The 21,423-nt window shown below is 41.3% G+C and carries 19 protein-coding genes and 1 riboswitch; of the genes, 11 read left to right on the top strand and 8 right to left on the bottom strand.

Annotation, left to right across the window (positions count from 1 at the left end; genetic code table 11):
- Positions 1-279 precede the first annotated feature (279 nt).
- Positions 280-1,491, top strand: a complete 1,212-nt coding sequence (locus MKY34_RS04585) for a DHHA1 domain-containing protein (RefSeq protein ID WP_342514043.1) — start codon at positions 280-282, stop codon at positions 1,489-1,491.
- On the top strand, positions 1,484-2,302 hold the full coding sequence (locus tag MKY34_RS04580; protein WP_342514042.1) for a purine-nucleoside phosphorylase: 819 nt from the start codon (positions 1,484-1,486) through the stop codon (positions 2,300-2,302). The genes MKY34_RS04585 and MKY34_RS04580 overlap by 8 nt, the downstream gene beginning before the upstream one ends.
- 59 nt (positions 2,303-2,361) lie before the next feature.
- Here the strand turns inward: MKY34_RS04580 and MKY34_RS04575 are convergent, their stop codons facing one another.
- The 3 genes from MKY34_RS04575 to MKY34_RS04565 all read right to left on the bottom strand — a co-directional run bounded on the left by MKY34_RS04575 (position 2,362) and on the right by MKY34_RS04565 (position 5,113).
- Complete coding sequence (locus tag MKY34_RS04575; RefSeq protein ID WP_342514041.1) at positions 2,362-3,336, bottom strand: c-type cytochrome; 975 nt, start codon at positions 3,334-3,336, stop codon at positions 2,362-2,364.
- Between the two features lie 215 nt (positions 3,337-3,551).
- The gene (locus MKY34_RS04570; RefSeq protein WP_342514040.1) at positions 3,552-4,559 is read right to left on the bottom strand and encodes an alpha/beta hydrolase; all 1,008 of its coding nucleotides are present in this window, start codon (positions 4,557-4,559) and stop codon (positions 3,552-3,554) included.
- Positions 4,556-5,113, bottom strand: coding sequence for an RNA polymerase sigma factor (locus MKY34_RS04565; protein ID WP_342514039.1), 558 nt, complete (start codon positions 5,111-5,113; stop codon positions 4,556-4,558). The genes MKY34_RS04570 and MKY34_RS04565 overlap by 4 nt, the downstream gene beginning before the upstream one ends.
- Positions 5,114-5,541: 428 nt before the next feature.
- On the opposite strand from MKY34_RS04565, the gene MKY34_RS04560 reads away from it, so the two are divergent.
- From MKY34_RS04560 to MKY34_RS04550, 3 genes are read left to right on the top strand one after another with little or no spacing between them, the layout of a single operon-like run.
- Positions 5,542-5,739 (top strand): hypothetical protein, encoded by a 198-nt coding sequence (locus MKY34_RS04560; protein WP_342514038.1) that lies wholly within the window; start codon positions 5,542-5,544, stop codon positions 5,737-5,739.
- Between the two features lie 16 nt (positions 5,740-5,755).
- Positions 5,756-6,424, top strand: a complete 669-nt coding sequence (locus MKY34_RS04555; protein WP_342514037.1) for a response regulator transcription factor — start codon at positions 5,756-5,758, stop codon at positions 6,422-6,424.
- A complete protein-coding gene (locus MKY34_RS04550) occupies positions 6,421-7,779 on the top strand; it encodes a HAMP domain-containing sensor histidine kinase (RefSeq protein WP_342514036.1) in 1,359 nt (452 codons plus the stop codon). Before MKY34_RS04555 ends, MKY34_RS04550 begins: the two co-directional genes overlap by 4 nt.
- 130 nt (positions 7,780-7,909) lie before the next feature.
- Here MKY34_RS04550 and MKY34_RS04545 read toward each other — a convergent pair whose 3' ends face one another.
- Positions 7,910-8,326, bottom strand: coding sequence for a DUF1284 domain-containing protein (locus MKY34_RS04545; protein WP_342514035.1), 417 nt, complete (start codon positions 8,324-8,326; stop codon positions 7,910-7,912).
- 260 nt (positions 8,327-8,586) lie between these two features.
- Here MKY34_RS04545 and MKY34_RS04540 point away from each other — a divergent pair, with 260 nt between their 5' ends.
- The 3 genes from MKY34_RS04540 to MKY34_RS04530 are packed head-to-tail and all read left to right on the top strand — an operon-like array spanning position 8,587 to position 10,949.
- Complete coding sequence (locus tag MKY34_RS04540) at positions 8,587-9,501, top strand: ABC transporter ATP-binding protein (protein WP_342514034.1); 915 nt, start codon at positions 8,587-8,589, stop codon at positions 9,499-9,501.
- The gene (locus MKY34_RS04535) at positions 9,501-10,211 is read left to right on the top strand and encodes an ABC transporter permease (protein WP_342514033.1); all 711 of its coding nucleotides are present in this window, start codon (positions 9,501-9,503) and stop codon (positions 10,209-10,211) included. The genes MKY34_RS04540 and MKY34_RS04535 overlap by 1 nt, the downstream gene beginning before the upstream one ends.
- Positions 10,212-10,949, top strand: coding sequence for an ABC transporter permease (locus MKY34_RS04530; protein ID WP_342514032.1), 738 nt, complete (start codon positions 10,212-10,214; stop codon positions 10,947-10,949).
- Between the two features lie 46 nt (positions 10,950-10,995).
- Here MKY34_RS04530 and proS read toward each other — a convergent pair whose 3' ends face one another.
- Both proS and MKY34_RS04520 read right to left on the bottom strand, forming a co-directional pair.
- Complete coding sequence (gene proS / locus MKY34_RS04525) at positions 10,996-12,435, bottom strand: proline--tRNA ligase (RefSeq protein ID WP_342514031.1); 1,440 nt, start codon at positions 12,433-12,435, stop codon at positions 10,996-10,998.
- A 366-nt stretch (positions 12,436-12,801) separates the two neighbouring features.
- Positions 12,802-15,888: an efflux RND transporter permease subunit gene (locus tag MKY34_RS04520; RefSeq protein WP_342514030.1), complete on the bottom strand. Its 3,087-nt coding sequence runs from the start codon at positions 15,886-15,888 to the stop codon at positions 12,802-12,804.
- Positions 15,889-15,988: 100 nt separating this feature from the next.
- Here MKY34_RS04520 and MKY34_RS04515 point away from each other — a divergent pair, with 100 nt between their 5' ends.
- Positions 15,989-16,822, top strand: coding sequence for a TetR/AcrR family transcriptional regulator (locus MKY34_RS04515; RefSeq protein WP_342514029.1), 834 nt, complete (start codon positions 15,989-15,991; stop codon positions 16,820-16,822).
- A 60-nt stretch (positions 16,823-16,882) separates the two neighbouring features.
- On the opposite strand, the gene MKY34_RS04510 is transcribed toward MKY34_RS04515, so the two are convergent.
- The gene (locus MKY34_RS04510; protein WP_342514028.1) at positions 16,883-17,617 is read right to left on the bottom strand and encodes a sulfite exporter TauE/SafE family protein; all 735 of its coding nucleotides are present in this window, start codon (positions 17,615-17,617) and stop codon (positions 16,883-16,885) included.
- A gap of 209 nt (positions 17,618-17,826) precedes the next feature.
- Here MKY34_RS04510 and MKY34_RS04505 point away from each other — a divergent pair, with 209 nt between their 5' ends.
- Together MKY34_RS04505 and mgtE are read left to right on the top strand one after the other, a co-directional pair.
- Positions 17,827-19,128, top strand: coding sequence for an alpha/beta hydrolase (locus MKY34_RS04505; protein ID WP_342514027.1), 1,302 nt, complete (start codon positions 17,827-17,829; stop codon positions 19,126-19,128).
- 214 nt (positions 19,129-19,342) lie between these two features.
- A riboswitch (M-box (ykoK) riboswitch) is annotated at positions 19,343-19,513 on the top strand.
- 239 nt (positions 19,514-19,752) lie between these two features.
- Positions 19,753-20,736, top strand: coding sequence for a magnesium transporter (mgtE, locus tag MKY34_RS04500; RefSeq protein ID WP_342515191.1), 984 nt, complete (start codon positions 19,753-19,755; stop codon positions 20,734-20,736).
- Between the two features lie 116 nt (positions 20,737-20,852).
- On the opposite strand, the gene MKY34_RS04495 is transcribed toward mgtE, so the two are convergent.
- The gene (locus MKY34_RS04495; RefSeq protein WP_342514026.1) at positions 20,853-21,419 is read right to left on the bottom strand and encodes an NADPH-dependent FMN reductase; all 567 of its coding nucleotides are present in this window, start codon (positions 21,417-21,419) and stop codon (positions 20,853-20,855) included.
- Between the last annotated feature and the right edge of the window lie 4 nt (positions 21,420-21,423).

Raw genomic sequence — 21,423 nt, 5'->3', positions numbered from 1 at the left:
AGAATCAGAATCAGAAAAATAATAACACTATCTTATCATTTCAATCAGAAACAGTGAGGATTATATTACCTATTTATACAAAAACAATCCATGAGATTCATTCTTTTCGATACGTCTATGACCAAAGTTATGGGATTATAAAACAAAAGACCTTGCATTGAAATACACAGCTTCCTTCCCCGAAAAATAACCTTTTAAGCATCCCTTGTCGACTCAAAAGAACCTCTCTTTTTTCTTTTCGTGTTAAAATAAAAATATCAACTAGCGGGAGTCGATAACATGTTAAAAGATCGTTTGTATTATGTAGATCCCTATTGCAAAACGTTTACTACACATATAAGCAAAGCTACACAAGATGCAGATGGACAACCGTATGTCGTATTGGACAATACGGCTTTTTATCCCGAAGGCGGCGGCCAGCCAAGCGATCTAGGAACATTGAATGGGATTCCCGTTCTTCATGTTGAGGATGTAGATGGCGAAATACGTCATACTATGGCAGCAAGCGTTGATAATACAGATGAGATTGTGGGTAGTATTGATTGGGAGCGTCGTTTCGATCATATGCAACAACATGCGGGGCAACATATCCTGTCAGCTGCTTTTGTCGAGTTATACGATTTTCCAACGATTAGTTTCCATTTAGGAAAAGAGCTCGTGTCGATTGATTTGGATGTGGAGGAAGTTTCACCTGAGCAATTGGATGCGGTGGAACGATTGGCAAATGCGATGATCTTAGAGAACAGACCCATTGAAACGAAGTGGATCACGGAGGATGAGCTTGGGCAGTATGCGCTTCGTAAACAACTTACGGTAACGGATGAAATACGGCTTGTCATCATTCCAAACTTCGATGATAACGGCTGCGGCGGAACACATCCAAGTTCAACGGGACAAGTACGTGCACTGAAGATTTTATCGACCGAAAAGCAAAAGCGAAAAATACGCGTGCATTTTGTCTGCGGAGAACGCGTGTTACAGCAGTTGCATCAGAAAAATTATGCGCTTACAGAAACATCGCGCTTGTTAAGTGCCCCCGGAAACGGTGTTGCCGAAGCCGCGCAAAAACTACTAAAAACGAATCATTCCCTTGAAAAATCGTTGGAGGAAGCACAGGAAGCTTTACTCGCATTTGAAGCAAAAGCACTTTTGAACACACAACAGCAAAACATTGTAAAAGCGGTGTTTGCCGGTCGAACCGTCCAACAATTACAGAAACTCGCTAAATTACTCGTTACAGAACAAGCTAGTGTCATCGCCCTTCTCGTTGCAGACACTGATGACTGTTTGCAGTTTGTCGCTGCACGAGGCGCTTCTGTAGAAATGAGCATGAAACAAATTTCAGCTATTGTGCTTCCCCTTATCAATGGCAAAGGCGGTGGGAACGATGCCTTTGTTCAAGGCGGTGGCGAAAAGACACTAGCTACGGCCGACTTACTACTAGCAATGGAAGACACTTTAAAACAAATTGGAGGCCCAACTCATGCATAAAACAGCAGAGATTGTAGAAGCAAAAAATTATATCGTAAGTAAAACAAAAGTCGTTCCTGAAATCGGGATTATTCTAGGATCTGGACTTGGCAATCTTGCCGACGAAATTGAAAACAGCGTTGTTATTCCCTACGAGGACATTCCTTTTTTCTCGAAGTCTGATGCAGTAGGCCATGCCAATGAATTAGTCATTGGGCAATTAGCAGGGAAAACAGTGGTGGCAATGAAAGGTCGCTATCACTTTTATGAAGGCTACTCTTTAGATGAAGTTACCTTCCCTGTTCGCGTTATGAAAGCATTAGGTATCGATAAATTGATCATCACAAATGCTTGCGGTGCGGTAAATACAGACTTTAACCCAGGTGAATTGATGTTAATTACAGATCATCTGAATTTAGTGGGCATTAACCCTTTAATCGGTAAAAACAATGACGACTTAGGCACACGCTTCCCAGACGCTTCAGAAATTTATAATCGTGAGTTGAGAAATACAGCGTTGCAAGTAGCCAAGAAGCATAATATTACTTTGCGAGAAGGCGTTTACGGTTGGTGGAGTGGCCCTGTTTATGAAACGCCCGCTGAAATCCGTATGATTCGTATTTTAGGTGGCGATGCCATCGGGATGTCAACTGTACCTGAAGCAACTGTCGCAACTCACGCTGGGCTGAAGGTGCTCGGTATATCTTGCTTAACCAATATGGCATCTGGCATTTTAGATGAACCTTTAAGTCATGAAGATGTTATTGCAGTAGCTGCTAAATCTCGCAATGCGTTTGTACATCTTATTAAAAACGTTTTACAAGAAATCTAATAAGTACCATTTAAAAAAGCCAGGTTCTCGACGCAGAACCTGGCTTTCAATCTCTCGTATTATTGTTTATTCTTCCCTAGCACTTCATCCCAATCAATTGTACCGTCTTGCACTTGTTGACGACGTTCCTTCGTCATAATATCTGTTGGGCGGTTACCATTTGGCCAGTCTTTGTCGTGGTTTTCCCACTCTGGACGATCTTGCGATAAAATGAAGGCTGCAAGGTCACTTGCTTCTTGGTCAGTTAATGTTTTTTCAGCGCCAACTGGCATATTATTTTGAATATAACCTGCCATTTTTGTCATCCGCGCCATACCTGCACCATCGTTGAACGAGCCTTCACCCCATAAAGCAGGTCCTGTATTCGAGCCGTTACCCGACCCGTCTCCAGCGTGACAAGCAATACAAGATTGCTGATACAATTCCTCACCATCGGCTACGCTTGGCGTTGGCAAATCATCAAGGCTATTCTGATGACGCCATGGTAACTCAGCTCCAACCGGAATCCCTTCAGAAATATACGTCAAATAAGCAACCATTGCATCCAAATCTTCATCATCCGAGGCAAACTTCTCGCCATCCATACTGCGTACCATACAACCATTAATACGCTCTTCCAACGTCACAATTTGACCTGAACGTGGAATATACATCGGATAAACTGCCGATACACCTACGAATGAAGACGAATCTTCTTCTAATCCAGCACCTGCGTGACAACTCGTACAAGATAGCGCGTTCACACGACTTTCGCCATCTTCCACAGACGCCGCTTCCGATCGCAATACATTAGACGTATCGTTCGTCAGCTCATACCCTCTTAAAATCGCTTCGCCAAGAGGTCCTTCTGGTACATCATCTAGCGAGGGTGGCGTATGCGTAACCCCTGCTACTTTTCCTGGTGTTTCTACTTGCTCTTCCGCGGGTTCAGTTGCGGACTCTTTGTTATTTTTCAATTGATTGGCCATTGCGCCAATAACGACTAATGCAACGACAAATAATAAACCTAGAACTAAAGTCGACGTTCTTTTCATAACGATCTCCTCCTTCTATTGTCCCCCCTATCATACCAAGGAACGACAGAAGGATTCTAGTATAATTGGGAAAGTTCACCGTTTTTCAACAATCAATTTGTCATATTTAGAACAATTCCAACATTCCTATCAAAATTTTTAAAAAAGGAGTCTTGATTGAATTCATCAAGGTTTCCCTTCTTTGTTCTCACATTATTTATCGAATTGTATGTAGCTCATCTCTCCTCTGAATCGCCTTGAGTAGTCTTCAAAAACGCCATCATTTCCTGAAACGTATTTTCAGCTTGCGGCGTATTCATGACAAACTGGTATTCATGCCCAAATTCTGCTTCTTCCGTCGAGTAGAAAATATCCTGCACAAAAACGCCATTGTCTTTCAACTTTTGTGTAAGCTCTATTCCTTGATCTTCAAATGAACCCGTGTTGCCGTCTGTAATGAAAGTCGGAGGGAAGCTCTCAGACACATATTCAATAATAGAGGCTTCCTTCGCCTCATCGGAGTCTAGCCAATTTCGATCACCTAGGTATGCCCAACCAACTCTACGGAACAAGAAACTGACTAACGCATTATCGCTAATTTCACCAAAACGCGTCACATCATAGGGCCCGCAAAACAGCAGTACACCCTCGATTGTCTCAGGCAGAACAATTGCTTCCAGCTTGGCTACCTTCGCATAACTCGGCTCCACTTGCACATTGACAAACTGGCTCACAATTTGTGCACCAGCAGAATCTCCTGCAAAATACACACGATCCATATTCATTCCATAAGTAGCTGCTTCCTGCATGATAAATGAATAAGCCTCACTGACCTGAAGTAGTGGTGTTGGATATTTTGCACTTGGCGCCAATTCGTAGTTCAAATTGACAACGATGTATCCTTCATTGGCAATCTGGACGGCATACTCGGTAATGTCGGCTTTATCACCACCCAAAAATGCACCGCCATGCACCCAAAAAATCACCGGCAACTTGCCTTCAAATTCTTTCGGCGTGATGATATCTAGATCACCATCTTGATAAACAGATTGATAAGATACATCTTGGTACGTACGAGTTCCCTGCTCAATTTCAGCGTAGTTAGCAGGCTCTACCGCCATGCCACCTTCAAATAATTTATGAATGAGCATAGAAGTCGGTACTGGCGAAACAACAAATAACAAGACCGTTAGCATAACAATAGAGAATATCGAAACGAACAGTGCCACAAGTATTTTCCTCATCGCATTACCTCAATAATTTCAGGCTGTTGCTCAATCAGTTCTTTCAATTTGGTTTTTGCACGGGATACTCGTGTTTTCACAGTCCCAATATGCATATCTAACAACTTAGAGATTTCTTCATACTTCAAGTCATGAAGATAATGGAAGATCAATATTTCTTTATAATTCGGTTTTAGTTTATCAATTTCCCTCATTAACAATGCTTTAAGAAGTGCGTTTTCTACAATGGTTTCAACCGTCAACGCGCAGCATTCTCGCTCCCAAAAGGCATCCTCCATTGTGCAATCACTCCATCTTTTCATGCGACGTAAATGATCAATGGCCGTTCGAGTCGCAATGGTCGACAGCCATGCACCTATTTTTTCTGTATCCTCGACCGTGTGCAAATGCTGAAAAGCCTTCATGAAGGTTTCTTGCACGACGTCCTGCGCCAAATCAGGATCTTTGATGACGCAATATGCAGCATAATAGACCCGCTCATAATACGTTTCAAAAATACGCCTGTAACTCTCGCAATCCGGTTGCTTCGATTCCCTGCAAATCGTATTCAACATTTCACACACTCCCTACTCATTTTGACGTCTTTACAGAGTTCCGTTTTAACCAACTTTGTAAATCCATTCCAATCGAAATTCTATTATACAATGAAAAGAAGGAAATAAACGGATTTCAGGAATATTATTGAAAAAATATCGAACAAGCTACTATATGAAGTAGAGGAATGAACACTTAGATGCTACGATAGATTTCTACGATGGATTTCATCAATTACGCCTCGGCGTAATTGCGTCCAGATTTTTTTCGAGCTCGTTCGAAAAGCTCCTCTAAAAAATCTGTGACATCCGCCGGAGGCTTTATCTTCGTTCAGCTGGTGTTTTAACACCCACTGAACAGGAAATAAAACTGCATTCATCTCGTCACCTATCGAGGTGGAGTTTTCTGCTGAATGAAGATAAAACAAATATATGAGAAGGTGTTCACTATGCATTTTTTATCAAAAATATTTGATTGGATGGTCATCATCGGGCTGGTATTATTAGCGGGACGTATTATTACGATGGTCTTTATGATATTGAAGCTTCCGTTTATCACCTTTTTTAGGGACTACAGCATCCCTTCGCTCATTATTCTAATCGTCGGGGCAATCGGTCAGCAGATGGTAAAAGGCAAAGAACAGTGAAAGGTGGGCGTGTGCGTTGAAGGAAATATTGTATATTGAAGATGATCTAGAGATTGGTACAATCGTCAAAGAGGACTTAGAGCAACGTGGCTATTCGGTGCGTTGGCTCACCTCTGGGGAAAAAGCGATTGAAACGCTTGGCGATGCACAAGTAGTCATTTTGGATGTAATGCTCCCAGGGCTTGATGGTTTTACAGTTGGTCAACGTTTAAAGTACCATCACCCTAATGTATCGATTCTCATGTTGTCAGCTCGAACAGCTGTTGACGATAAACTTCAAGGGCTACGTTTTGCCGACGATTATGTCACAAAGCCTTTTCATCCTGAAGAACTCGCCGCAAGAATTGATGTGTTATTTAGAAGAAATCAGCATGCAGTGTCTCAAGAGATTCAGTTAAAACATCTAACCGTCAATCTGACAGAAAACCGCATTGTCAAAAAGGATGGAGAAGAGATCTTTTTGACAGCCAAGCAGCATCAGATTTTCATGTATTTATTGCGCCATCCCAATCAGATTTTAACAAAGGAACAGCTTTACGAAGCTGTGTGGGGAGAGTCTTATATAGAGGGGGATAAAACCTTAATGGTTCATATTCGCTACTTGAGAGAAAAGATTGAAGAAGATCCGAGCGCTCCAAAAATCGTGGAGACAATACGCGGCATCGGCTATCGAGTGAAGCAATGAAAAAGTTAAGAAACTCTTTATTACTCCAATATTTGTTGATTATTCTACTAGCAACGACAATTATCCCTATCACCATCCCCGTTCTATCGATTATTTTTTACAATAGTATTCATCAAGAAGAGTCATCCAATCGCTATTATAATGGTACCGATTTAGAAAACATGTGGCATAATACAGCCAAAGAATTAGCAAATGCTTCCGAAGAACAGATGTACAATAAACTACAAGAACTAAAAGCTATTTATCAAGAAGCGGACATGTATTGGGTAGATCCATCTGGAAAAACGAGAGATACCTTTCCGGAATCACTATCCGTGCCTGATACGTGGTCAGCTGCTTTTGCGATGGACTTTATAAAAAGAAATCGCGGATACACCATTGACCCATTTACAACAGTCGCTTTTATAGGAGACAATCCTGACAATGGATTCATGGTGTTGCAACTACCACGTTCAGCGATGGTTGACCCAAATGATTCGTTCACCAAAAGTTTCGATTATATTTTTCCTGTTGCCCTCTTAATGATACTCGTTCTTTTTATTGTCATTTCGATGCTCTTTTTTTATCGAATTCGCAAAAGACTTCTACAGTTACAAAAGGCGATGGCAGTACCTGAAGCCAGTGGCATTCCATCAACCATCGAGGTAACAAAAGAGGACGAAATAGGACGTCTCGGTCAATCTTTTAATCGCATGATTCATGAGCTAGAAGCTAGTAGAATGCGCGAGCAAGAGGAAGAAAAACTTCGAAAAGAGCTCATTGCAAATTTATCGCATGATTTGCGAACGCCACTGACAACAATTCGTGGACATGCCTATCGCTTGAAGAAAGAACCGCTCAGTATATCAGGGCAGGAGTCGTTAGATTTTATCGATGAAAAAGTAAGTTATATGGGCGAACTCATCGAAAACTTACTGTCTTATACACTGTTATCTACAGGAAAATATCCATTCTATCCGGAGGAAGTGGATATCAATCGACTCATTCGCACTTCTTTCGCTGCATGGTATCCCGTTTTTGAGAATCTGCATTTCGATATCCAATTAGATATTCCTGAGAAACAATTGTTATGGGAAATAGATCCTCAAATGTTTCATCGAGTGTTGGATAACTTTTTCCAAAATATTTATCGACATGCAAAAAGTGGACAGTTTATAGCCATACGAATCGACAACGAAACGATTATGATTGAAGATCATGGACCTGGGATGAAAGCGAAATCGAACGAGCAAGGGATTGGAATCGGTCTCTCCGTCGTTTCCTTGATGCTCAAGGAAATGCAGCTAGACTGGACGATTGAAACGAGTGAACGAGGTACAAGGATGATTATCAGAAGTATGCAAAGTGCTCACTAAACGAGAAAAGTCGATTCCTTAACATACTGGGATTCGACTTTTTTGCAATTGCCTAATGTAGATTAAGAAACCCTCTAGTCGCACTGAATGTATTAGTAGTAGCATGATTTTTTATTCAAACGGAGAAAGCTTATTTAACTTCCCTTAATCGCTTTCCGTCAAGAATCTCTTGGACGCCCTCTTCACAAACGCCATATGATCGCCAAGAACAAGATTCACACACAACTTGAATATCGGAGGGGACGATAGACTTTTGAATGAGTGATTCAATGTCACTCCAAGTTAGAGTTTGCCCAATTGTAAGCCCTAATTTCTCCAAAACCGCGGCATCTCTTTCATAAATATTATCGTTTTGGCAGTGATATTCACCTGAGTTTGGATACTTTTCACACAACTGATCAGGACCCTTTACAAGTTGAATTCTAGTTTTAGGATTATTTCTCAGAGTATGATGCAAATATGTCATATTTTCCACGTATTCTTGGGAATAGCCCATTCCCCGATAGCCCAAAAGACAAAAAAGATGATGACCTCGTAGCATATACATAACTTTCCCCCATTTCACCAGGATGGATTAACTATAGTGTTAATCGTAATGACAAAAAAGTTAACCAATATTGATTATGATAACATATTCTTTCCCAATTAATTAGACACTTATTATTCACTAACAGGGGCTTTAGTTGTGCTAATGCAACTCATTTTCAAGTGCAGTACCTTATTCCCCCTATTTTTAAACAAAATTTAACCTTCACCCTCCCATCGTTTTAACCTTCAAGCGATAGGATAGAAAGCGAGGTGAGGAAAATGAGCGATTTCATTATTGAAACGAAGAAGTTGACGAAGAAATTTGGTTCAAGAAGAGTAGTTAACCATGTGGACTTACAAGTGAAGAAAGGAGAGATTTACGGCTTTCTAGGGCCCAATGGTGCAGGGAAAACAACAACGATTCGCATGCTTTTAGGGCTTGCTCGCCCAACACAAGGTTCTATCCAAATTTTCGGGAAAGATATCCGAAAAGACAAGTTATCCATCTTAAAAAAGGTGGGATCGCTTGTAGAATATCCTTCTTACTATGGGCATTTAACAGCTTATGAGAATTTGGAAGCTGTCCGTATTTTATTGGACGCACCAAAGTCTAGAGTTGAAGAAGTTCTGTCGATTGTCCGGCTCACAAAAGATGCGAAACGGCCTGTCAAAGGATTTTCTTTAGGCATGAAACAGCGGCTTGGCATTGCGACTGCCTTACTTGGCAATCCCGAATTACTCATTTTAGATGAACCGACCAACGGACTTGATCCATCGGGTATTATCGAAATTCGAGAGCTGATTAAAAGTATGCCGAAGGAGCATGGTATCACGATTGTTGTATCGAGCCACCTTCTTTCGGAAATTGATCAAATGGCAACACAGGTAGGTATTATCTCAAAAGGTCAAATGATTTTTCAAGATTCCATTTCCGCATTAAGAGCACAATCTACTAGCAAGATTAAGGTAAGCGTGAATGATGTGGAGTCTGCTTGGAAAATGTTATTAACGCATGGCTATACAACGGATATCATTCAAGACAAGCTTTTCATCGAAAATTGTTCGGATCAAAAAGTGGCAGAAATCGTGAAATCTCTTGTTCAAAATGAGCACTCCGTCTATAGAGTGGAAGAAGAGCGTAAATCATTAGAAGAAATATTCTTGGAGCTAACAGGCCGAGGGGGCGGATTGTGATGACGCGGGTTATGGTCTCTGAATTCCTTAAAATCAGACGAAAAATGATTTTCTTCCTCGTCTTCCTCGGTCCATTTGGCGTCATTAGCTTGGAGGCTGTCAATTTTGGGATACGATACGAATGGCTGACAGATCTCTACAAAGAGAATTTATGGGGAGGGTTAATTGAAGAAGTTTCACTATTATCTGTTCCAACAATTCTCATTGGACTAACGATACTTACATCAATGATTGCCAATATCGAGCATCAGACAAATGCCTGGAAACAACTACTGGCATTGCCGATTTCAAAGATGAAGGTATTTACAGGGAAAGTACTGCTATCTGTTTTATTACTGTTAACGTCTTGTTTACTATTAGCAGGCGGCACAATTGCACTTGGCCTGCTATTGAAATTTGGAACCGCTATACCATTTCTTTATTTGATGAAAATGTGTTTCTTTCCATTTCTCGCTTCCCTACCATTGCTCATTTTGCAAATTTGGCTGGCCATTACACTAAAAAACCAAGCGATTCCATTAACGGCTGGTATTATCGGGACAATTGTCGCAATGTACGCGATGAATTTTCCCGATTGGGTTCCATTGAAATGGCCCCTCTTAGTAAATGAATGGAATCAGCCCATCTATTCTGTCTTGGCTGGTCTTGTCGTAGGATTGCTGCTCTATTTCATGAGCCTTATAGATTTTAATCGAAGAGAGGTGAAGTAAATGGGAAAGTTATTTCATTCTGAATTCCTGAAATTACGCAAGTCTTCGATTTGGCTACTCATTTTCGTGAGTCCTATTTTATCCATGTTACTCGGTCTGAGTGATGGAGTAGGTGAAATAGAGGAGTTTAAACAGCACCAGTGGACTGCCACCCTAGGCATTATGACGATTAGTCATGCCATTCTCTTTTTGCCGTTATTAACAGGGATCTTTTCAAGCTTTATTTGTCGCTACGAGCATGTCGGCGGGGGTTGGAAGCAACTGCTGTCCCTCCCCATTTCTAGACAACAGGTATATATCGTAAAAATCATGATTGTTAGTCTGCTCATCGCTTTAACGCAAATCTTATTTATCAGCGGACTGGTTTTAATTGGTTGGATGAAGGGCTATTCGACTGCGATTCCATGGGATGTCATTCTCTCCAGCGCGTTCGGTGGATGGCTAGCATGCATGCCGTTAATCGCTTTACAGATGTTTGTGTCCGTTGCCTGGTCAAGCTTTGCTGCTCCACTTGCCATCAATGTCATTTTTACGATTCCAAATATGCTAATCGTCAACTCTGAAAAGTTTGGGCCTTATTATCCTTGGTCACAGCCATTCTTAATGATGATGCCAAATTCAAGTGAAAGCTTTGGCGCATTAAATGCTTCGAATGAAACGCTATTCATCGTCATTTTAGGGAGTTTTGTGCTGTTTTTTGGTTCTGGACTTGGTTATTTTATGCGAAAAGAAATATGAAAAAATGCTCCACTCGATTGTACCCGAGTGGAGCGTTCTCGTATTCCTAGTAAGCGCGGCCAAACCACACTGTATGCTTAGATTCTTTGCCACAGTTAATACAGCTAGATTTCTCTGCTGGTGGGTTGAATGGAATGTTGCGTGTTGTGAATTTCGTTTCTTCTTTCACGTTTTCCTCACAAGCATCATCTCCGCACCAACCTGCAAGAATCCAACCTGGGATTTCTCCTTTTTCTGTTGAATCAGCAATATGGTTTGTCAATTGCTCTATTGAGTCAACATGCGTATGCGAATGCTCCTCACGGAATGCGCGTGCTTTTTCTAATAAGCGTGCTTGCATCGTCACTAATTCCTCTTCAACGCGTGCAACAATTTCTGAAAGTTCTACAGCTACTTTGTCACCTTCGTCGCGTGCTTTGAGCAATGCTTGGTTATTTTCCAAATCACGTGGGCCTAATTCAACGCGAACCGGAACACCTTTTAGCTCCCATTCATTGAATTTGAAGCCTGGTGATTGATCCGAATCATCCAAACGTACGCGAATGCCTTTTGCTTTTAACGCCGCAAAGACTTCATCTAACTTCTCCACGATTGCAGGATTCTTCTTCCATGGGCCTACTGGAATGAGTACTACTTGTGTTGGTGCAATACGTGGTGGTAACACAAGACCTTGCTCATCGCCATGCGTCATAATCACAGAACCGATTAAACGTGTAGACGTTCCCCATGAAGTTGTGTGGACAAACTCATGCTTGTTTTCTTTATTTAAATACTTAATATCAAAGGCTTCGGCAAATTTTGTGCCTAGGTAATGAGATGTTCCCGCCTGAACAGCTTTGCCGTCCTTCATCATTGCTTCAATTGAATACGTATCGACAGCGCCTGCAAAACGCTCAGAAGGTGTTTTTTGACCATCGTATACCGGAATCGCTAGCAACTCTTCAACGACTTCCTTATAAATGTTCAGCATTTGCATCGTTTCTGCACGTGCTTCTTCTTCATCCACGTGAGCTGTATGCCCTTCCTGCCATAAAAATTCAGATGTACGAATGAATGGCAATGTTTTCTTTTCCCAACGGAAGACGTTTGCCCATTGGTTGATTAACACCGGAAGATCACGGTAACTCTTAATCCAATCTGAATACAGATGACCAATCATCGTTTCAGAAGTTGGACGTAGCGCTAAACGCTCTTCTAATTTCTCGCCTGCCGCTTCCGTTACCCAAGGTAGCTCTGGTGAGAATCCTTCGATATGATCCTTCTCTTTTTGGAAGAATGACTCTGGAATGAGCATTGGGAAGTAAGCATTCCGATGTCCCGTTTCTTTAAAGCGGCGATCCATCTCTGCTTGAATATGCTCCCAAATTTCATAGCCGTCTGGTTTGAATGCAATACAACCACGAACCGGCGTGTAGTCCATTAAATCCGCCTTTTGAATTGTGTCGATATACCATTTTGAAAAATCATTTTGCTGTTGGTTAGTCAATTTAATTCCCCCCTAAAATAATAAAAAGCACAAAAATGCCCTCATGTAAGGACGTCTTTGTGCTGAAATGGACGTGGTACCACCTTAGTTTAGCTCACCGAACTGGTAAGCCCTCTAAACGTCTGATAACGAAAACGACTCGGTTATGTTGGCATAACATCTCCGTGGTAGGTTTCAATAAGAAGCGGTGGTCTAGCTCTCAGCAATACACTAGACTCTCTGGTTCACAATTCTTATCTACTCGGTCACATCAAAGATTCCATATTACTTATAATATAACAAACACTTGATGTTTATACAATCTGTTAAGCGTACTACACAAAAACAGCCCTACAAAGAAACATATCTCCTTGTAGGGCTGTTCGATTAATCTTCTTCTACTTCCATACGGTTTTTCTTAAACAACTTCGACAAGATCTCATAAACGATCGGCACAACAATCAACGTCAATAACGTTGAACTGATTAACCCGCCAATTACCGTGATCCCAAGTCCTTTGGAGATTAAACCACCTCCGCCGCCTGTTCCCATTGCTAACGGAATTAGCGCACCGATTGTTGCGATTGCCGTCATAAGAATTGGGCGCAAACGTGTCGCTCCCGCCTCAAGAACTGCTTCACGCATTTTCAGACCTTCACGCTCCATACGGATAATCCGGTCGACCAGGACAATCGCATTCGTGACAACAATACCAATTAACATCAATAGACCCATCATAACAGAGATTGAAATCGTTTCACCCGCGATCAATAGACCTACGAATGACCCAATCACTGCGAATGGCAATGATACAAGAATTGCGAATGGCGCAACCCCTTCTCGGAATGTCACCACTAAGATGAAGTACACAATGGCAATCGCCGCTAACATCGCAACAATTAGTTGTGTAAAGGCTTCTGTCATATCTGCCGCAACACCCGCAGTCCCGACTGTTACACCTTTTGGTAACTTCAATTCATCAATGGCTTTATCCACTTCTGATGTCGCCTTTGAAATGTCTTCATCCAAAATCTTACCTGAAACCGTTGCATGGTATTCTCCTTGGCTTCGAGTAAGTGCATTCAATGTTGTACCTTTGTTCACTTCTACCAGTTCAGACAATTTCATTGTCGTCCCAAGTGCTGTCGGTACTTCTGTTGCTAGTAATTCATCGATTGTTTTAGGTTGAACAGCTTCTTCCTGCTGCACAATGACTTTCAGCGTATTATCGTCTTTTTTAATCGTCGTTAAGACATCTTCTGTACGCGTTGGACTCAACATCATAACAATTTGCCCTGTTGTTAACCCATACTGCAACAATTCGTCTTGCTCGACTTTCAGTTTGTATTCCACATAAGCATCTTCCGCACTAGAAGAAACATCTTCTAAACGTTTGTTTTCACTCATAACGTCCTCTACCATCTTTACAGCTTCATTTAGTCTATCTAAATTTTCACTGTTGAAAGTGTAGCTGATTTCATTGGTAGACATGCCCATTGAACCGAAGTCTTGGCTCTTCCACTCGCCCGTTTGACCGACGTTGAATACATAATCTTCAACTTCTGCACGAGCTTCTGGGAAGTTCTTCATGTCCGGATCAAAGATGAGGAACATTAACGCACCATTTGAACCTCCGCCCATCATTGCAGACATCGGATCACTCGCGTCCGTCACAGACAACTGTACAATATCAATATCATCGCGCTTCAATAGCTCTTGTTCTACAACTTCAATATTCGCTAATGTATCTTCCATCAGCTCGCCCGTTTCCGGCGTATACGTGATATACATCATTTTTTCTTCTTCACTACCCATAAAGCTAAAGCCAATTAACGGCGTTAACGCCACACTTCCAGCTAACAAAACAACTGAAATGATAGAAGTAATCACTTTATGGTTAAGCGTCCAAGCTAAAATACCTTTATACCATTTTGCTAATTTACCAACTTCCTTATGGTTGCTTGCCGTTTTCTCACTATAAAGCTTTTTCTTAAACAAGAAGTGAGACAATGCAGGAACGATTGTAATCGCAACAATTAACGAAGCACCTAATGCAAACGTCATTGTTAACGCGAATGGCATGAACAACTCTCCGACCATACCACCAACGAAAATAAGCGGTGCAAATACTGCAACAGTTACTAATGTTGAAGACATGATTGGTTTGAACATTTCAATCGTCGCTTCACGCACAAGCGCTCGGCCCGATAACTTCTCTGTTTTCAAATGCAAGCGACGATAAATATTTTCCACGACGACAATCGAGTCATCAATGACACGACCGATGGCAACCGTAATCGCTCCAAGCGTCATAATATTTAACGTAATATCCATCCAGTTCAATAGCAGTAACGCCATGAAAATCGACACAGGAATGGATACGATGGAAATAATCGTTGATTTAATATCACGTAGGAAGAGGAGAATAATCAGTATTGCAATTCCTCCACCAAATAATGCTTTTTCAATCATTGTCGAAACGGATTGTTCAATTGGTTCACCTTGGTCAAGCGATACATCAATAACAAGACCGTCAATGGCTTTCTCTTCTTCTTTGACTAACTTCTTCACAGCATTTACAACATCCACTGTATTTGCTTGTTGCCCTTTAATGATTTGAATAGCAATGGCATCTTCACCGTTTGTACGCGAAACCGATTGGACTTTACCAACAAGTTCAATTGTCGCAATGTCGCCAAGCTTCACAAATGGTGATGGATTTGTTGCAGATGGTGTGACAGGAATTAGCATTTCCTTTAATTCATCCACTGTCATGAACTTACCGTCTACTGCAACGGCTTGCTCGCCTTCTTCAAATTCGTACATCCCAAGTGATACCGCGAGATCACTCGCTTGAATCATTTGTTTCACGTCATCTGGCGTGATACCTAGTTCAGCCAGTTTTTCATCGTTATACGTCAACTGTACTTCTTCAATATGCTGACCTGTAATCGTTGCAGAGGCAACCCCATCAATTTTTGTGATTTTCGGAAGTAAAATTTCCTCAACCGTCGATGTCAGCTCAACAATATCTTCTTTCTCACTACTAACACTCAATGCCACAACTGGCATCATGTTCATACTAATGGCTGTAATTGTTGGCTTTTGTGCATCCTCTGGCAAAGACACATCGTCTAATGCGGCATCTAATGCACGTTTTGCCTCATCCATGTCTATACCATATTCATATTCCACTTGAATACTGGACATATTTGAATAGGAGTTTGAATAAACAGATTTTACATGCTCAAGATTTTCTATCGCTTTCTCTAATGGCATAGAAACATCTTTCATCACTTGCTCGGGAGTGGCCCCAGGATAAACATCCATCACCATTAAAAATGGAATCGAAATATCCGGAAGTGTCTCCGTTTTCATGCGCGTACCTGAATAGATACCCGATGCAACGATAATGATTGTTAGCAACCAAACTGCTAGTTTATTCTTCAAGACAAAATTGACTAAACCTTTCACTCTTACACCTTCCCCTATTTGACTAATCTCATTCAATTTTCTATACTAATGACTAATGAGTCACATGTCAACGAAAAACCCTAGGAGCGATACGATACCCATGATGAAAAAACAATTGATTATGGAAAAAGCATTAGAACTCTTCGCAGAAAAAGGCTTCGAAGCTACCTCTGTCCAACAAATCACCGAGCATTGCGGAATTTCTAAAGGTGCTTTCTACTTATCATTCAAGTCAAAGGACGAATTGATTTTAGCATTGATCGATTACTTTATGATGCAGTTCACTTCAGATATTGACTACGTGGTCAAAAACACCAAAAATGATGACGAACTTTTATACACATTTTATTACACCATCTTCAATTCCTTTAGTAAGCATGCTGATTTCGCCAAAATTCTTATTAAAGAACAAATGCGATCCTTTAATGAAGAATTCCTTATAAAGGGCCGTACCTACGATCAAGCAATGGATGACATCATTTTATCGATGGTGGAACGATTATACGGTGATGAGGTTAAACAGACAAAACACGATGTCATGTACTGTGTGAAAGGCTTCATGAAAACCTATTCGGAGCTATTTTTATTCTATGACCTACCATTAGACTTACATCTACTAGCCAAGTCACTAGTGGAAAAAACAAATGTATTAGCAAGCCATATTACCATTCCATTTATTTCAACTGAGCTGATTCAACTGCGTTACCAACCACTGAATGGAGAAGCAACGAAGGAGCAAATCCTAGAAATCCTTGAGCAAAATATACAGGAAATTGAAGAATCGATTGAGAAAGAATCGTTAGTCCTTCTAAAGCAACAGATACTTGAACCAACATTAAGCCCTGCTCTAGTAAAAGGGCTGCTTGAAAACATTCGAACGCACCCCCATTGCAAATGGAGCACTTATGCACTGCGGAATTATTTTAAGTTGTAAAAAAGAACAGGCTGCCTCATCAAATCGACTACAATCGACTTTTGAGACAGCCCATCTTTATCATCCAAAATACTTCACAGCAATCTGGACAATTAGCAGTACCGTAACAATGCGCAAGATTGGCCCAACATGTTCTTTTTTCAACTTGCGCGCAAGCCGAACACCTAGCTGTGCCCCACTAATGGAGCCAAGCATTAACGCAACCGTCAGTGGCCAAATGATTTTCCCTGTCGAAATATAACTAATAGATGCCCCGAAACAGCTTGAAAAGATCATAATTCGGGATAATCCGACTGCCCTCAAATAAGAAACCTTTAGCCGAGCGTACAAATACAAGGCCAATGTTCCACTCCCCGGACCAAATACACCATCGTATATCCCAATCCCATATAAGGAAGTTGCACTTTTTTTAGTCGCGCGGAAAGGCTCTTTACCGTCAAAATTCGCGCCCCCTAAAAATGACGTAACAAGGGCAAAAGTTAACAGCACAATCGCAAGAATGACCATCCATTCTTCCTTCAAATAAGAAGCTATGATTCCGCCTGTAATACCACCTGCAAGACTTAATGGTGCAACCGTTAGCGCTTCTTTCACTGTAATTTCTTTGTTTTTATAAATCACCAAAAAACTCGAAAATGAGCTGACCGTATTCGCGACTTTGTTAGCCCCAATTGCGGAATGAACAGGCAATCCCATCAAAAGCATGGACGGCAAACTAATGAGCCCGCCACCTCCTGCTAATGTGCCAAGCGTCGTGGCGGCAAAGCCGATAAAATAAAGCAGTACATATTCCATAAGGCATCCTTCTTTCTCGAATAACTACTCTATCACTAGCATATTCCTCGCCTCCCCATAAGTAAATTCAATTGTCTGAATGAAACTACATCACTAATTCTTATCAACAACCCGAAGCAATTTTTAACAAAATCAATAACTCCTAATTTCTTTACGTAGTCAATTCACGTTGTTATACTCTATATAGAACAGAATTGGAGGGCTTTATGATGAAAAAGCTTGGAATTATTTTTTGTTTAGCCACAAGTCTCTTACTGATCGTAGTAGGCTGTAGCAAAAAGAAAGAAGCAGATCCAGAAACACCGCCGAAAGAGGAAGATTCTCCATCCGCTATTGAAGGCACATGGGAAGGGTCCATCAACGTTCCAAATCAACCATTACCGATTGAACTAACATTCGAAAAGAAGGGTGGAACGATTAGCATTCCTTTACAAGGCATCAGCGATTATCCACTAACAAGTGTGACATCGAAGGAATCAGACGTATTTTTTGATATGAATATTCAAGGACAACAGCTGACGTTCAATGGTAAAGTCGAACAAGAAAAAATCACGGGTACCTTCACACAACAAGGGCAATCCTTTCCTTTCGAATTAACAAAAGGCAGTAAAAAAGAAGAAGTAGCCGAAACAGGCGAAGTTGTGGAAGTTGAACTAAAAGATGGAACGATGTCTGGCCTATTGGAAATGCCTCAAGGCGAAGGCCCCTTCCCACTCATGGTCATTATTGCAGGTTCTGGCCCAACAGATCATAACGGCAACTCACCCGTGTTACCTGGGAAAAATAATAGTTTAAAAATGCTTGCGGAAGATTTGGCAACGGAAGGTGTAGCAAGCATCCGCTACGACAAGCGTGGAGTTGGAAAAAATGCAATGCTAATTGGCAAAGAAGAAGATTTGCGATTTGAGCACTATATTGAGGATGCAACTGCGTGGGTGCAATTTGCACAAAAGGATAAGCGTTTTTCAGAAGTTGGCATCATCGGCCATAGTGAAGGTTCTTTAATCGGCATGGTCGCTGCCGAACAAACGGATGCGGATGCATTTATCTCTCTCGCAGGAGCAGGCAGACCGATTGATCAAGTACTCATTGAACAATTAGAAGCGCAGCTACCCGCTAACCTACTAGAAGAATCCAAAACCATTATCGATACACTAAAACAAGGCAAGCCAGTACAAACAATCAGCCCGGAATTACAAAGCCTTTTCCGCCCATCTGTTCAGCCATATATGATATCTTGGCTGCAGTATGATCCAGCCGAACGACTACAAAAACTAGATGCACCCATCTTCATCGTAAATGGAGATCGAGATATTCAAGTACCTGTGAAGGACGCCGAATTACTGCATAACGCGAAAAAAGATTCGGAGCTACTGATTGTAGAAAACATGAACCATATCTTAAAAGGTGCACCAGCAGATCGCGAAGGGAATATGGCTACTTATAGTAATCCAGATTTGCCTTTGGCAAAGGGGTTGATAGAGGGGATTATGAAGTTTCTACAACATTAATTTTAAAGTCCAAGGTGATATTCTTATTCCCACTTAACACCTTGACGATTCATGTACAAACGCCGAACCTCCACAGTTCGGTGTTTTTTGTACTTATAAAATAATAGAGGCCACAAACATCCGATAAAAATCAAATACCCAGAAAGCCCAAATCCAGGGTGTTGACAGTTTATTTATCTACTGATATGCTTCTAGTCGTGTTAGAAAACAAAAGATACTTCCTCGTTAGGTGAGGCTCCTATATGAAGATACACTGCTGCCCAGAAACGTCCAAAGACGCCAATGGGTCAACAGGAACCATCGACTTAAGGTGGTTTTTAATGTAGCTGGATAGAAATTCAATCCTATGTCATATAGTGCTAAAGCTCTACGAAAGAGGCTTATTCAGGCATCTTATACATGCATTGAACACCCTTCTTTTCGTAGAGGGGTGTTTTTGTTTTGCCTAGACTTCAGCGACCCACTTTTTTTATGAAAGGAGGTGATGGGGATGTGTAGCTCGACAAGTTCCGAACCCCCCAGTTGTTTAATATATTCTGCAACCCGAACTAAAGAGAGTATGTCCGCTCCCCCTCACCTCGTGAAGAAGCGGGCGCAATAAGGAGGTCCATAGACATGGGCAATATGACGAACGGCGTTTTCAAACATGAAACGACCGGAACACTTATGAAAAAAGGATTGATCGCACTTCAAGATACGTATACCGTCGAGGAAGCTATTTTACATCTTCGACAAAATGTACAAGACAAAACCAATATTCACTACTTATATATTTTAAATGCAGATCGTCAGCTAACGGGTGTTTTATCTATCCGGGAACTACTTGGTGCTTCGAATAATGAACGGATTATAGCTATTATGAAAACAGATCTTATTTCATTTCCAACAGATTTGGATCAAGAAGATGCGGCAAAAGTCTTCCGGGATAAAGACCTTGTGTCAATTCCTGTCGTAAATCGGACAAACCAACTAATCGGGGTTATTCACGTCGAAGAAATTTTGGATGTTATGCAACAAGAAGCTGACGAAGATATCGGGAAACTCTCCGCCTCTGGAAAAGAAATTGACTTTCATACGAGCCCGTTTGTTGCGGCTAGTAGGCGATTGCCATGGCTTATTTTATTACTATTCATCGGATTGATTTCAGGTGGAATTATTGAGAGGTTTGAAGCCACTTTAGAAGCTGTTGTTGCACTGGCATTTTTCATGCCGATGATTGCTGGGATGACTGGAAATACAGGTACACAATCACTCGCAGTTGTCGTGCGCGGCCTCGTTTCAGAGGATTTAAATTTCCAAAAGTCTATAAAGCTTTTATTCCGTGAGTTAATTGTTGGGATCATTATAGGAATTACATGTGCAATCGTCATTGCAATTATTGCATTTGTTTGGCGAGGAGATTTGACGCTCGGTCTCGTCGTCGGTTCTTCACTACTTGCTACACTCATTATCGGGACAATGGCTGGAACTATTATTCCCCTTCTTCTCTATAAATTTAAAGTGGACCCTGCTGTCGCATCAGGACCACTCATTACGACGATTAACGATATCCTGTCTCTTCTTATTTACTTCGGGATCGCGACGATGTTTATTTCGAAATTGATGTGAATGACATCGCAACTTGTAAAGAAACAACGATTGGCGTGAATTTCAAAGATTGAACTAAAAACCCTCATTTTCTTTAGGCACAAAGAAAATGAGGGGTTATTATGATTATGCACTTATCAAAACCCATACTCTGCGTCTTTCGCTTCTCGAATACCCGCATACGCCTCCACAAGAAGCACGGTATCTTCCACTAAACGCTCTAGGCGGAAGTGGACATCATCGTTGACGATTTCTTTGCGATTGAAATCCTTTTCTTCTATAAAGACATACGTCGGGACAATATGTGCCTTCATATACGCTAATATCGGCTTTAACTGTTGTTCCACCATCATATAATGCTTCGCCGTGCCTGCTGTGACAAGCATACTGACCACTTTATCACGGAACGCATTGACTGGTAATAAGTCGAAAACATTTTTCAATGTCGCCGGAATCGACGCCTGGAATGTTGGTGTGCCCATAATAATCGCATCCGCCGCCATCATCGTTTCGGCTACATATTTGGTGTCACCCTCGTATTCCCAATAATTCCGCCCATCACTAAAGATTACGTCGAATTCCGCTAAATCCAACAAAGTGACCTCTGCATCCGGGTATTTTTTACGCGCGATTTCGAGTGCATAATCCATCGCCGTCCTTGTTTTAGATCCAACTTTGGAGCCTGATAGTAAGACAATTTTCATGATA

This window comes from Sporosarcina sp. FSL K6-1522 (genome assembly GCF_038622445.1).
Classification (GTDB): domain Bacteria; phylum Bacillota; class Bacilli; order Bacillales_A; family Planococcaceae; genus Sporosarcina.
The sequence above is the reverse complement of the archived record's forward strand: the minus strand, read 5'-3'. Positions and strand labels throughout refer to the sequence as shown.